Source organism: Candidatus Krumholzibacteriia bacterium (genome assembly GCA_035268685.1).
Lineage (GTDB): Bacteria > Krumholzibacteriota > Krumholzibacteriia > JAJRXK01 > JAJRXK01 > JAJRXK01.
Genome location: DATFKK010000137.1, coordinates 1 through 14328 on the forward strand (window position 1 = coordinate 1; position 14328 = coordinate 14328).

A 14328-nucleotide genomic window follows, 5' to 3' on the forward strand; every position below is an offset into this window, starting at 1 on the left:
CCGGTTTCGATCTGTTCCTGCACGTGTGGGACATGCCGTTCCCGTTCTACGAGCACCTCGCTCCCTGGCCGACCTTCCAGGTCAACAACCGACGCACGGGCGTGTTCCTGGAGGACCAGGCGACCTCGGCCGTGAGCGCGATCGTCGACGTCCGGGCCGGTGTCGAGGGCATGATGCTCGAGACGCGGTTCACCGGCGGAGCCGTGGTCGGTATCGACGTCGTCGTCGATCGGCGGGCGGCGGATGCCGACACGTGGACGCGTGTCGCGGATGACCTGCGCCTCGAGGGTCCCGAACTGACGTGGGTCGACGCCTCGGCGGTCAGCGGCGAGAGCTACGTGTACCGTATCGCGGCGGCGAACGGCGCCTTCGCGTTCGAGTCGTCGGCGGTGACCGTGCCCACGCGGCGCCTGGCGTTGAAGAACGCCGTGCCGAATCCCTTCAACCCCTCGACCACGGTGGTCTTCGAGATTCCGGGCACCGCGGGTGCGCGGGTCCCGACCGTGCTCGAGCTGTACGACGTCACGGGCCGTCGTGTGCGGACGCTCCTGTCGGCTCCCCTCGGAGCCGGAGAGCACCGCGTGACGTGGGACGGCACCGACGAACGCGGACAGAGGGTCGCCTCGGGTGCGTACTTCGCCCGCCTGAGCGCGGCCGGCCAGAACCAGACCATGAAGTTGATGCTCGTGAAGTAGCCCCACGCCACGATCCGGTGCGGGAGGCGGTTGCTCCGCCTTCCGCACCGGTGTTAGACTGGAGTGGCTCTGGGGGAGCACCCACCGACTCGCCAGCGCCATTCGACCCGTACGAACGCCCCTCGGGAGATCCCACCGCGCGCTTGCTAAGGTCCTGACCTTCCGAAACCCGCCGGTCCGTCCGGAGGGAATCGCTTCGCTGCGGTCCGGGTGATCGCAACGATCCAGTCACGAGGACTCGAGGCCGGAGGATTTCCACGCCCATGCGCCCTGCCGTACGTGTACTGACCACGGCTCCCCACCTTCTGATCCTGAGCACGTTGATCGTCGTAGCCCTGGTCGCCCCGGGTCGCGCAGCGACGGTCGACCTCGAGCTCCGCGCCGCGGACCTGAGCGTGACCGCGAGCGACGGTGAGGTCCGGCTGGTGCTGCCGGGCGCCCACGCCCTGCGCCACACGGGTCGTCCCGAGTTGCCCGCGCGGGCCTTCACCTTCGCCGTCGCGCCCGATCGGACCGTGGTGTCGGCCGGGCTCGTCGGCGGGCAGTGGGTCCGGGTGCCTCTCGACGCGGCGCCCCGGGTCGTCGAGCCGCTGGAGCCCTTCGAGGCGCGGGGCCTCGGGGTCGAGTCCGTCTTCTCCGACGAACAGCTCGCCGATGCTGTGTACTACCCGCCCGTCGAGGCGCGCCCGGTCGGGCGGCGGGTGTGGCACGGTCAGGCCATGGTGACGGTCGAGGTCTATCCCGTGCGCGTGGACGCGCGCGGAGACGTGTGGCTGCGCGAGGGCGCGACCCTGGACGTGACCTTCGGGCCCGCGGATCCCCCCGGCGACATCGTGCGGCGGGAGCGAGCGCTGCCCGGTTGGGACCGGCGGGTGACCGATGCCCTCCGGCGCCGAGTGGTCGACCCCACGCGCATCCGTGTCGACCGGAAGTCCGCGGCGCTCGACGCCCCGGTCTCCGTCGAGGCTTCGGCCGCGGTCGGTCCCACGCTCGACAGCCGGCCGGTGCAGCACCTGATCCTGACCACCAGCGAGCTGGCTCCGTCGTTCCAACGTCTGGCCGACCATCGCAATCGGCTGGGGATGTCGTCCCTGGTCGTGACGGTCGAGGACGTGCTCGCCACCACCCGGAAGGGTGTCGACCTGGCCGAGACCCTCCGCAACTACGTGCGCGATGCCTACTCGCTGTGGGGAGTGGACTACCTTCTGCTGGGGGGCGACACCCAGATCGTACCGACGCGCTACGTGCGCAACGACTTCTACCCTTCGGGGTCGTTCACCGACATTCCCACCGATCTGTACTACGGGGGTCTCGACGGGAACTGGAACGCCGACGGGGACGCGGTCTTCGGTGAGCACTATCGCAGCAGCGCCGACCGCGGCGACGACGCGGACTTCGACGCCGAGGTGTCGGTCGGCCGGGCCACCGTCACCACGGTGGCCGGTGCCGAGGCCTTCGTCGACAAGGTCATCGCCTACGAGATCCCGGCGACCACGGACTGGCAGCACGGCGCGCTCCTGGCGAGCGAGGTCCTCTTCCCGCTGGGATGGAAGACCGGGGACCCCGTGCAGCTCGACGGTGCCTTCCTCAGCGAGGCCCTGATCGACTCGGCCTTCGCGCCGTGCGCGGCGGAGCCCTGGAACGTCGAACGGCACTACGAGATCCCGGAGAACTACCCGGCTGCGAATCCCGTGAGTCCGCAGGGCGTGATCGACGCGCTCGACACCGGGAACTTCGGTGTGTTCCACCACGTCGGGCACGGCTTCTACTTCAACATGAGCGTCGGGCCCGGCGCCCTCGTGCCCGCCGACGCCGACGGACTGACCAACGGCCCGAACTACTTCCTGCTCTACTCCTTGAACTGCAGTTCGTCGGCCTTCGACTTCAACTGTCTCAACGAGCGTTTCGTCCGCAACCCGCAGGGGGGCGCCATGGCGTCGCTCGGCAGTTCGCGGGCGGCCTTCCCGAGCGCGGCCAAGCCGCTGCAGGAGGAGTTCTATCGCGCGTGGCTGTGCGAGGGCGTCGATCGCGTGGGGGACATCTACACCATGTCCCGGCAGCCCTTTCTCGTCAGCACCCTGTTCAACACCGTGCAGCGGTGGACCCAGATGGTCTACACGCTGCTCGGCGACCCGGCCATGCCGCTGTTCCGGGACGAACCCGTCGAGGCGACGATCGCAGCGCCCTCCCAGATCACGTTGGGCAACGCGGATCCTTCGCTGTTCGTGTTCGGCCCCGGTGGTGTACCCCTCGAGGGGGTCACCGTGAGCGCGACGAAGAACGGCGAGGACACCATGGTTGCGACGACCGGGCCCAACGGTTCCGTGGCCCTGGACTTCGCGGCCGAGAGTCCCGGCGACATCGCGGTGTGGGCCTCGGGACAGCAGATCGTGCCCACGTCGACCACCGTGACGGTGGTCGAGGGCAGCGAGTCGGTGGCCACGGTGCAGGGCTTCGCGCTGGACGACGACGCGAACGCCCCGAGCGATGGCAACGACAACGGCCGGGCCGAGGCCGGTGAGCGCGTGGCCCTGCTTCCGACCATCGGGAATGCCACGGGAGTCCAGCATCCCGGCGGTGACGTCCTGCTGCGCTTGGACGACCCCTATGTCACGGTGGTCGACAGCCTGAGCAGCTTCGGCGTGGTCGCCGGATCGTCGACGGTGTCGGCCGACACCCCGGTCACGCTGGAGATCGATCCTGCCGCCCCCGACGGTCACGCTGTGGAGCTGCGCTTCCTGGTCGACGACGGGGGTGGGCAGGCCGTCCTCGACCTCGAGGCCCTCACGCTGGAAGCAGCGGAGTTGGAGGTGGTCGGTCTGCGCTTCGACGACGGCGGCGACGGAATCGTGACGAGCGGGGAGAGCGCGACCGTGCTGGTCGACCTCAAGAACTACGGTGCGGGCTCGGCCGAGGGACTGACGGGATCGCTCGTGGTCACCGACGGCGACGCGATCGTCGACGACACGTCGGCGTCGTGGCCGGCCATCGAGGGTGCCCTGGGCGTCGCGAGCACGACCACCGATGCGTTCGGGATCACCGTGAACGGCGACGCATCGGCCGTGTCGGCCGAGCTCACCGTGACCGACTCGCAGGGCCGCACTCTCGTCCATCCCTTCGACCTGGTCGCTCCGCCGAAGGTGCAGGGGCTGAGTCTGGCGAGCGCAGGCGCGGGGCGGATCCAGATCGAGTGGTCGAAGTCCGCCGCCGTCGACCTGATGGGATACCGGGTGTACCGCCGGGCCGACGGTGCCCCGGCGTTCACCCTGGCCACGCCCGACGTCCTGGTCGGATCGGCCACCTTCTTCGACGAAGGCCTCGATCCGCTGACGACCTTCGACTACGCGGTGAGCGCGGTGGACTCGGGCGGGGTCGAAGGGCCGTTGTCCGACGAACTGGCCGCGTCGACCAATCCCCCCGAGATCAGCTGCTTCCCGCTGCCACTCGGGCTCGAGACGAGCGGTGCGCTGGCGATCTCCGACGTCGACGACGACGGGGTTCGCGACATGGTGATCGGCGCCGAGACCGTCTACCTGATCGACGGCGAGTGCCAGGAGCCGCTGGACGGCGACAACGACGCGCAGACCTTCGGTCCGATCTACGACGCGTCGGCGCGCTTCGAACCCTCCTCGATCACGCTCGGGGACCTCGATCCGAACCGGCGCGGCTTGGAGATCGTGGCCATGAACCGCGACACGCGTGAACTCCTGGTGCTCGACGGGCAGGGCAACGTGCTGCCCGGCTGGCCGCAGACGCTGGCGAACTGGGCGTGGGGCACGGCGGTGGTCGGCGATCTCGACGGCGACGGCACGGCCTCGGTGCCCGACAACGAGATCGTGATCAACGACCTGAGTGGCTTCACCTATGCCTTCCACCACGACGGAACCGAGGTCGCCGACGGGGACGCGAATCCCTCGACGGTGGGAGTGATCGCGCCGCGCCGGCAGCAGGACGTGGGAGGGACCACGTACACCGAGTTCTTCGGCCGCACCACGCCGGCCCTGTTCGACGTCGACGGTGACGGCAGCCTCGAGATCCTGTTCGGGAGCAAGTACCAGAACGCGAACGCGCCCGACTACTTCTACGCGCTGCGGACCGACGGGTCGGGGACGAATGCGCCGGGTTGGCCGAAGCAGTTCGCCCCGCAGTCGGTCTTCCTGGCCAGTCCGTCGCTGGCGGACATCGATCGTGACGGTGTGACCGAGATCATCGCGCCGTGCGAGAACGATTCGTTGTACGTCTGGGAGCCCGACGGATCGAACCAGCCTGGTTTCCCGGTCCACCTGCCGAACAACGCCGTGAACTTCGATTCGCTCACGCCCTCACCGGCGGTCGGGAACTTCGATGCCGACGCGGACCTCGAGTTCGTGGCCGTGGGGATCACGCGGACGAACATCGACGGCAAGCAAGTGTACCGCAGCACCCTGAAGATCTACGATCCCGACGGCACCGTACTGGCTGGGTGGCCGGTCGTGGTCGAGGACCTGTCGGAGTCGAGTCCGGTGGTCGGCGACGTCGACGGCGACGGACAGCTCGACGTGGTGTACGGGATCGGCGGCACCGAAGCCGACGACGCCCTGTTCGCCTTCACCGCCGCGGGCGAGCCGGTGCGTGGGTTCCCGATTCCGATCAACGGTTTCGTGCGCGCCACGCCGACACTGACCGACTTCGATCAGAACGGGACCCTCGATCTGGCCCTTGCCACGTGGGACCGTCTGATCCACGTGTGGGACACGGGTGCGCCCTACGATCCCGCGCTCGCCCCGTGGCCCACCTTCCGCGGCAACGTGAATCGCTCCGGAGTCTTCGGGATCCAGATCGCCACGTCGGCACCCGCCGGCGATACCCCCGGGACCGTGCGACGTGCGGTCCTGAGCGCGGCCACGCCGAATCCCTTCAATCCCCGCACCACGATCGGCTTCGCGCTGGACAGCGCGTCGGACGACGTGCGGCTCGAGGTCTTCGACGTGCAGGGACGCCGCGTGCGGACCCTGGCGCAGGGCGGCTTCGCGGCCGGCCGGCACAGCGTGGACTGGAGCGGTCTCGACACGCAGGGCCGGACGGTGGCGTCGGGGGTCTACTACGCCGTTCTGGAGGTCGACGGCGAACGCGTCGGGGCGCAGAAGATGGCCCTCGTGAAGTAGTCCGCGGGCGTTCCGCGGTCGCCCCACCCGATGGCCGGTGAGGTCCCCATGCCGGCCACTCCGCGGACGATCCACCCTGGGCGCGAGTCCGCCCGGGGAGGATCGCCGTGGAGAACGCCCGCATCGCCGACCGTCTCGACGAGATCGCCGATCTGATCGAGCTCGAGGAGGGCAGCCGCTTCCGGGTGCGCTCGTTCCGCGGCGCAGCCCGGACGGTTCGCAGCCACTCGCGACCGCTCGAGGACATGGTCGGCGAAGGCGCCGATCTGACCGAGCTGCCGTCGGTCGGCAGCAGTTCGGCCGAGGCGATCGCGCAGATTGTGGAAACGGGCACCTGTGATCGGCTGGAACGACTGCGGAGCGAGGTTCCGTCGGGCACCGCGGAGCTCATGCGGGTCCCCGGCCTCGGACCACAGAGGGCCATGCAGATCCACCGTGCGCTCGGCGTGGACGACCTCGACGAGCTTCGGGACGCGGCCGAGGCCCACCGCGTGCGCGATCTCGAGGGCATGGGCGCGAAGTCCGAGGAGAAGATCCTCGACGGGCTCGAGACGCTCGAGCGCACGGCGGGACGCATGCTGGCCCACGATGCCGCCGATCGGCTCCGCGGCATCGGTGCGCACCTCGACGCCCTCGATGCTCTGGACCGCTGGCAAGTGGCGGGCAGTCTCCGTCGCGGCCGCGAGACCGTCGGCGACCTCGACATCCTCGTCGAGGCCTCCGACCGCGAAACAGCCCTGGACGCGATCCTGGATCACGACGACATCGACGAAGTGATCTCGCGCGGTGTCGAACGGACCTCGGTGCGACTCGAGTCGGGTCTGCAGATCGACTTCCGTTTCTTCGAAGCGAAGAACTTCGGCGCCGCTCTGCTCTACTTCACCGGTTCGAAGCAACACAACATCGAGCTGCGCAAGCGCGCGCGGAAGCACGACTGGAAGCTCAGCGAGTACGGTCTGACCAAGGGCGACACCGTGTTGGCCGCGCACGACGAGGCCGCGGTCTACCATCGTCTGGGCCTGGCGTGGATCCCGCCGGAACTCCGCGAGGCCCGCGGAGAGATCGAAGCGGCCGAGAACGACGAGCTGCCGGCGTTGATCGAGGCCGACGACGTCCGCGGCGACCTGCACACGCACACGAACGCGACCGACGGGACGGCCTCGATCGAGGACATGGCGGCCGCTGCGCGGGAGCGGGGGTACGAGTACCTGGCGATCACCGATCATTCGAAACGCGTGAGCGTCGCCGGTGGGCTCGACGAGAAAGCCCTACGCGACCACGCGCGCCGGATCCGCGCGATCGACGACGAGCTCGACGACCTGTGGCTGCTGGCCGGCGTCGAGTGCGACATCCTGAAGCACGGCGACCTCGATCTCGATCTCGACCTGCTGGCCGAACTCGACTGGGTCGTGGCCTCGGTCCACTACGATCTCGGCGTGGGCGAGTCGAAGATGACCGACCGCCTCGTCGCGGCGGCCGAGAGTGGTGTCGTCCACACCATCGGGCATCCCACGAACCGCCGGATCGGAAGCCGGGATCCGGTGCGCTTCGACCTCGACACGGTGGTCGCCGCCTGCGCCGAGAACGGGGTGTGCCTCGAGATCAACGCCCAACCCGAGCGCCTGGATCTTCCCGACACCCACGTGATGGCCGCGCGTCATGAGGGGGTCCGCTTCACGCTGGGCACCGACGCCCATCGCCCCGAGGGCCTCGACCTGATGCCCGGCGCGATCGCAGTGGGCCGGCGCGGCTGGCTGCGGGCCCGGGACGTGCTGAACACCCTGGGCCCGGACGACCTGCGCGAGCGGATGGGACGGAGCGGGCAATGAGCACCAGGAAGCAGGTCCGCGAAGCGGTCGATTCCATGAGCCGATCCGAGGCGCGGTCGCGGGCCGAGGAACTGCGCGACGAGATCAGTCACCATGATCACCGCTACTACGTGCTGAACGACCCCGAGATCTCCGATGCCCAGTACGACGAGTTGATGGCCGAACTCGAGGCGATCGAGGAAGCGCACCCCGATCTGGTGACCGACGACAGTCCCACCCAGCGCGTGGGAGCTCCTCCGCGCGAGGAACTGGGAACGGTCGATCACGCGGCGCCCATGATGAGCCTCCGCGCCGTCGACGACGAAGACGCCTTCCGACACTTCGTCGACACCTGCAAGGAGGAGCTGGGCGTTCGCGAGCTCCCCCTGGTGGCCGAACCGAAGTACGACGGGCTGAGTGTCGAGCTCGTGTACGACGACGGTCACCTCGCACGCGCGTCGACCCGTGGTGACGGTTCCACGGGGGAAGACGTCACGGCGAACGTCCGCACCATCCGGCAGGTCGTCCTGCGCCTGCAGCCGGAGGGCGTGCGCATGCCGAAGCATCTGGTGGTGCGTGGCGAGGTGTACATGGACAAGCAGGACTTCGACGACTTCAATCGCGCGCAGGAGGACGCCGGCCGCAAGACCTTCGCCAATCCGCGCAACGCGGCGGCCGGGAGCCTGCGTCAGCTCGACTCCGACGTCACGGCGCAGCGTCCCCTGAAGGTCGTCTTCTACGAGATCATGGAGTCCTCGCGCCGCGGCCCGTCGACGCACTGGGAGTGTCTGCGGCTGATGCGCGATCTGGGCCTGCGGACCGACGATCGGGTCCGGCGCCTCGAGGATCCGGACGACGGGGTCGATCGGTATCACGAGCTGCGCGACGAACGCGAGGACCTGCCCTACGAGATCGACGGCTGCGTGTTCAAGGTCGACGACCTGTCCGACCACGACGAACTCGGGACGCGCGCGTCGAATCCGCGCTGGGCGATCGCGTGGAAATTCCCTTCGCGTCGGCGCGTGACCCGGATCGAGCACATCGAGGCCCAGGTCGGGCGGACCGGCGCCCTGACCCCGGTGGCGAAGCTCGAGCCCGTCCACATCGGCGGGGTCGAGGTCAGCAGCGTGAGCCTGCACAACCAGGATCAGATCGACGAGAAGGACATCCGGATCGGCGACCACGTCCTGGTCGAGCGTGCCGGCGACGTGATCCCACACGTCGTCGAGGTCGTGAAGAGCAAGCGGAACGGTCACGAGGAGCGCTATCACCTGCCCCGCACGTGTCCGGCCTGCGGCCACGAGGTCGTGCGGCCCGAGGGCGAGGCCGTGACCCGCTGCCCGAACGTGTCGTGCCCGGCCCAGCTCCGGGCGACCATCCAGCACTTCGGGAGCAAGGAGGCCCTGGACATCGACGGCCTGGGCGAGCGGCTCGTCGAACAGCTGGTCGACGCTGGGTTGGTGTCGAGTCCGGCCGACCTGTTCACGCTCGACGTCGACGACGTGGCCGCCCTCGAGGGTCACGGTCGGAAGAGCGCCGAGAATCTGGTCCGGGCCATCGAGTCGGCGAAGGACGACGTGACCCTGCCGCGTCTCGTCCACGCGCTGGGGATCCCGCACGTGGGCAGGGCGATGGCCGACGAACTGGCCCGGGCCTTCGGGTCGCTCGACGCGCTGCGCGCGGCCGATCGTGGCGACATGATGGGGGTCGAGGGGATGGGTCCGGTGGTCGCCGCGTCGATCGAGGAGTGGTTCGCGAACGAGGCCAACGGGGAACTCCTCGATGCTCTCGATCGCCACGGTCTGGTGCCGGAGACGGTGCCGCGCGGGCACCGTCTCGAGGGACGCACGGTGGTCCTCACCGGGTCGCTCGACAGCATGACCCGCGACGAGGCCGAAGAGGCCGTCCGTATGCAGGGCGGGCGGGCCCGCTCGAGCGTGTCGAGCGAGACCGACTTGCTGGTGGTGGGCAAGGACCCCGGCGACACGAAGACGCGAGACGCCGAGGAGCACGACGTGGAGACGCTCGACGAACCGCAGTTCCTCGAGCGGCTCGGTCGCGCCCGGAAGGCCGAAGGCTGACCCGCGCCGTGGGGTGGATCCCCATGGACGAATGAGCAGGCACCGGATCCATGGAGCCGGTCGGGGTCCGCACTCTCTGAGCTCTGAGCGCACAGATGGGAGGGGAACGATGCCGCACGCCGGGATCGAGGGTCCGGACCACGCGTGGGTGATGTCGCCGGACCCCGACGACGTCCACGACGAGCTTCTGGAGCTGTCGCCGCGACGCTGGCGCGCGGTGGTCTTCGATCTCGACGGTGTGATCACCCGCACCGCGTCGACACACGCGGCCGCCTGGAAGCAGGCCTTCGATGCATTCCTCGCAGAGCGCGGCGAGCGGGGTGGCGAGGACCATTCCCCCTTCGATCCCGACGACGAGTACCGCCGCTACGTCGACGGCCGGCCGCGCTACGAAGGAGTGCAGACATTCCTGCACGCTCGCGGCATCGACCTGCCGCGCGGCGAACCGGACGATCCTCCGGATCGGGCCACGGTCTGCGGTGTGGGCAATCGCAAGAACCGGATCTTCCGCGAGCTTCTCGACCGCGACGGGGTCGAGATCCTGCCCGGTGCCACCGACCTGATCGACGCCCTGCACCGTGCCGGCCTGGGCGTGGCCGTCATGACGTCGAGCAAGAACGCCGACGCGGTGCTGGCCGCCGCGGGACTCGACGATTCCTTCGACGCCAAGGTCGACGGAGTCGACGCCGAGGTCCGTGGCCTGGCCGGCAAGCCCGAGCCCGACGTCTACCAGGCGGCCGCGGCCGCACTGGAGGTGGACCCGGCCGAGTGCGTGGTGTTCGAGGATGCCCTGGTCGGAGTGCAGGCAGGAGCGCGGGGTGGATTCGGGCTGGTGATCGGCGTCGATCGCGAACACCGCGGCACGGCTTTGCGCGATGCCGGGGCCGATCGGGTGGTCACCGGACTCGACGCCGTCCGCGTGGACGACGACGGGAGCGATCCCGTGCCGTCGGCCCTCGATGCCTTCGACGTCCTGATCGGCGAGGCGGATCCGGCCGACGACCTGGGTGTGTTCCTGGACTACGACGGCACCCTCACCCCGATCGTTGCGCGCCCGGAGGACGCCGAACTCGACGACGCGATGCGTGCCGTCCTCGAGCGCCTGGCCACGACCTGCACGCTCGCGATCGTCAGTGGGAGGGACCTGGCCGACGTGCGCGGACACGTCGGGATCGAGTCGATCCACTACGCCGGAAGCCACGGTTTCGAGATCGATGGTCCGCGGGTCCGGGCCCGGCGCGGCGAGGAGTTCCTCGACGACCTCGACCACGCCGAGCACGAGCTGCGGGGGGCGCTCGACGCCGTCGACGGCGCGCGGGTCGAGCGCAAGCACTTCGCGGTGGCCGTGCACTTCCGGGGCGTGGACCGGGCCCGCGTCGACGAGGTGCGCGCCGCGGTCGAACGCGTACACGCCCGCCGTCCCGATCGTCTGGAGCGGACCGGGGGCAAGGAGATCCTCGAGTTGCGCCCGGCCATGGAGTGGGACAAGGGGCGGGCCCTCTGCTGGTTGGCCCGCGAACTCGGTGCGGACGTGGACCGGGTCCCCACGATCTACATCGGCGACGACACCACCGACGAGGATGCCTTCGCGGTTCTGCGCGAGCAGGGCATCGGCATCGTGGTGACCACCGAGCGCCGGCGTACACGAGCGAGCTATCGGCTCCGCGACGTCGACGAGGTGCGCCGTTTCCTCGAGCGTCTGGCCGCGGAGCGGGAGGCGGCCCGGTCATGACCGAGGCCTGGACGCTGCGGTACCGCGGATTCGTTCCCGAGGAAGAGGGGCTGCGCGAGGCGCTCACGACGCTCGGGAACGGGTATTTCGCCACACGCGGAGCTCTGGCCGAGTCGCGCGCCGGAGAGGTTCACTATCCCGGGACCTACCTGGCGGGAGGCTACGACCGCTTGGTGACCGAGATCGCCGATCATGAGATCGAGAACGAGGACCTCGTGAACTTCCCCGACTGGACCGTTCTCCGGTACCGCATCGCTCAGGGCGACTGGATCGACCCCGAGGACATGGAGATCGTCGACCACGAGATCGAACTCGACCTGCGGGCGGGAGTGCTCGCGCGGTGGACCCGCTTCCGCGACGCGCAGGGGCGTGAAACGGAACTGCGACAGCGACGCCTCGTGCACATGGAGCAGCCGCACCTGGCGGCGATCGAATCCACCGTGATTCCGCTCAACTGGAGCGGCGACCTGGAGGTCCGGTCGGCCATCGACGCCGGCGTCGTCAACGACGGGGTCGCGCGCTACCGGCGACTCGACGGGCGACACCTCGAGATCGTGGAAACCACCGAGCGGGACGAGTCGACGGTCCGGGCCCGCGTGGTCACGCGACAGTCGCGCCTGGTGATGGTCCAGGCGGCACGCACACGGATCGTGGCCGGCGAGGGCGTTTCCGCCGGCCGCCGCCGTGGCGTCGACGAGGACGGGCTGATCGGCCTGGATCTGGGATCGGAGGTGCGGCCCGACGCGGCCCTCCACGTGGAGAAGGTCGTGGCCCTGACCACCTCGCGCGATCACGCCAGTACCGAGTGCGGGCAGCAGGCCGATCTGATCCTGCGACGGGCCGGGTCCTTCGAGGACCTGCTCGGTCACCACCGGCGCGCGTGGGAGCAGCTGTGGCGGCGCTTCGACGTGGGCATCGAACATCCCGACGAGAGCGCCGAAGACACCGATCGTATCGTCCATCTCTACCTGTTCCACCTGCTGCAGACAGTGTCTCCCCACACGACCGACCTCGACGTCGGTGTGCCCTCGCGCGGCTGGCACGGTGAGGCCTACCGTGGACACGTGTTCTGGGACGAACTCTTCGTGTTCCCGCTGCTGAACCTCCGCCTACCCGAGATCACGCGGTCGCTGCTCATGTATCGGTACCGGAGGTTGGGAGAGGCGCGAGCGGCCGCGGCGCGCGCCGGGTACCGAGGGGCGCTGTACCCCTGGCAGAGCGGGAGCAATGGTCGCGAGGAGAGCCAGCGCCTGCACCTGAATCCGCGCTCGGGGCGTTGGATTCCCGATCACTCGCACCTGCAGTACCACGTGAATGCGGCCATTGCCTACAACGTGTGGCAGCACGCGCAGGTGAGCGGCGACCACGAGTTCATGTGCACCTACGGAGTGGAAATGCTCCTGGAGATCGCACGTTTCTGGGCGAGCGTGGCGACCTGGAATCCCGAACTCGAGCGCTACGAGATCCTGGGGGTGATGGGCCCCGACGAGTACCACGACGCCTACCCCGGCGCGACCGAACCGGGACTGGACAACAATACCTACACGAACGTCATGGCCGCCTGGGGACTCGGCCGCGCGCTCGACGCCTTCGAGAACCAGTCCGAAGTCCGTCAGCGCGAACTGTGCGAGACCCTCACGCTGGACGAGGCGGAGTTCCACGAGTGGCGACGGATCAGCGAGCGTTTGCGTGTGGTCTTCCACGAGGACGGCATCCCGAGCCAGTTCGAAGGCTACGAAGGTCTGAAGGAGTTCGACTGGGAGGGCTACCGCGAGCGCTACGGCGACATCCAGCGGCTCGATCGGATCCTGGAGTCGGAGGACGACACTCCGAATCGCTACAAGGCGTCGAAACAGGCCGACGTCCTCATGCTCTTCTACCTGTTCTCGTCGGAAGAGCTGGTGTCGATCTTCGATCGACTGGGCTACGGCTTCGATCCCGAGGACATTCCGCGGACCATCGAGTACTACCTGCACCGGACCTCGCACGGTTCCACGTTGAGTCGCGTGGTCCACTCGTGGGTCCTGGCGCGTTCCGATCGCGCCCGTTCGTGGAGTTTGTTCTGCGACGCCCTGCGCAGCGACATCGACGACATCCAGGGAGGAACCACCCCCGAGGGCATCCACCTGGGTTCGATGGCCGGCGCGGTCGACATCCTCACGCGGGGATACACCGGAATGGAGCCGCGCGACGAGGTGCTGCGCTTCAACCCCCGCCTGCCCGACGAACTCGCACGTCTGCATCAGCACATCCACTACCGCGGCCACGCCCTGGAGGTCGACATCACCCGGCAGGTGCTCGACGTCCGGGCGCTCCGAAGCCAGGAGCCGCCGATCCGCATCGGTCTGGGCGAAGAGGAGTACGAACTCGAAGCAGGAAGCCGGGTCCGGATCCCGCTCGATCAGGAAGGACAGGCATGAGGACCGAAACCGAGGGCGCCGCCACCGCGCCGCAGACCGAGGTGTTCCGCGTGAAGGACTGTGCACTGGTGGCCCTCGCCACCGGGCGCAAGGCCCGATCGCTGCAGGAATTCCGCGAGGTCCTGCGCTCGATCGAGGCGGGGAGCATCTATCACCACTTCTGGGGTGGTCTGCTGCAGCCGCGCTTCGAGGAACGGGAATTCAACAACGACTTCGCATCGTGGGTTCGTCACGGGATCCACGACGCCGTTCTGGCCGAACGCCTGGCCGCTCTGCACCCGGCCCGCTTCGTCGACCTCGAGGAGCTGCGGACCGAGATCCTCGACCTGGTCGACGACCGCATCGACGAGGCCGACCACTTGCTGTGGACGCGGCCGACCGAGCAGTTCGAGTTCATCTGCTCGCAGATCGTGGTCTTCGACACCGAGATCCGCTTGAGGCACCCGCG

The 14328-nt window shown here is 69.0% G+C and carries 7 protein-coding genes; all 7 read left to right on the forward strand.

Annotated elements, in window-relative coordinates:
* The coding region (locus VKA86_13140) for a FlgD immunoglobulin-like domain containing protein (protein HKK72158.1) at positions 1-695 on the forward strand (695 nt) is incomplete at its 5' end.
* A gap of 263 nt (positions 696-958) precedes the next feature.
* Positions 959-5839: a C25 family cysteine peptidase gene (locus VKA86_13145; GenBank protein ID HKK72159.1), complete on the forward strand. Its 4881-nt coding sequence runs from the start codon at positions 959-961 to the stop codon at positions 5837-5839.
* A gap of 107 nt (positions 5840-5946) precedes the next feature.
* A complete protein-coding gene (polX, locus tag VKA86_13150; protein HKK72160.1) occupies positions 5947-7668 on the forward strand; it encodes a DNA polymerase/3'-5' exonuclease PolX in 1722 nt (573 codons plus the stop codon).
* Complete coding sequence (gene ligA, locus VKA86_13155) at positions 7665-9728, forward strand: NAD-dependent DNA ligase LigA (GenBank protein HKK72161.1); 2064 nt, start codon at positions 7665-7667, stop codon at positions 9726-9728. Before polX ends, ligA begins: the two co-directional genes overlap by 4 nt.
* Positions 9729-9837: 109 nt before the next feature.
* Positions 9838-11460, forward strand: a complete 1623-nt coding sequence (otsB, locus tag VKA86_13160; protein ID HKK72162.1) for a trehalose-phosphatase — start codon at positions 9838-9840, stop codon at positions 11458-11460.
* Entirely contained in the window at positions 11457-13880 is a 2424-nt protein-coding gene (locus VKA86_13165) for a glycosyl hydrolase family 65 protein (GenBank protein ID HKK72163.1), read from the forward strand. The genes otsB and VKA86_13165 overlap by 4 nt, the downstream gene beginning before the upstream one ends.
* The coding region (locus VKA86_13170) for a DUF5752 family protein (protein HKK72164.1) at positions 13877-14328 on the forward strand (452 nt) is incomplete at its 3' end. The genes VKA86_13165 and VKA86_13170, both read left to right, overlap by 4 nt.

Bases quoted from the DNA above. Each gene is read 5' to 3' on its own strand.
- VKA86_13165 (HKK72163.1), top strand. From the start codon at position 11,457: ATGACCGAGGCCTGGACGCTGCGGTACCGCGGATTCGTTCCCGAGGAA.
- VKA86_13145 (HKK72159.1), top strand. From the start codon at position 959: ATGCGCCCTGCCGTACGTGTACTGACCACGGCTCCCCACCTTCTGATC.
- otsB (HKK72162.1), top strand. From the start codon at position 9,838: ATGCCGCACGCCGGGATCGAGGGTCCGGACCACGCGTGGGTGATGTCG.
- ligA (HKK72161.1), top strand. From the start codon at position 7,665: ATGAGCACCAGGAAGCAGGTCCGCGAAGCGGTCGATTCCATGAGCCGA.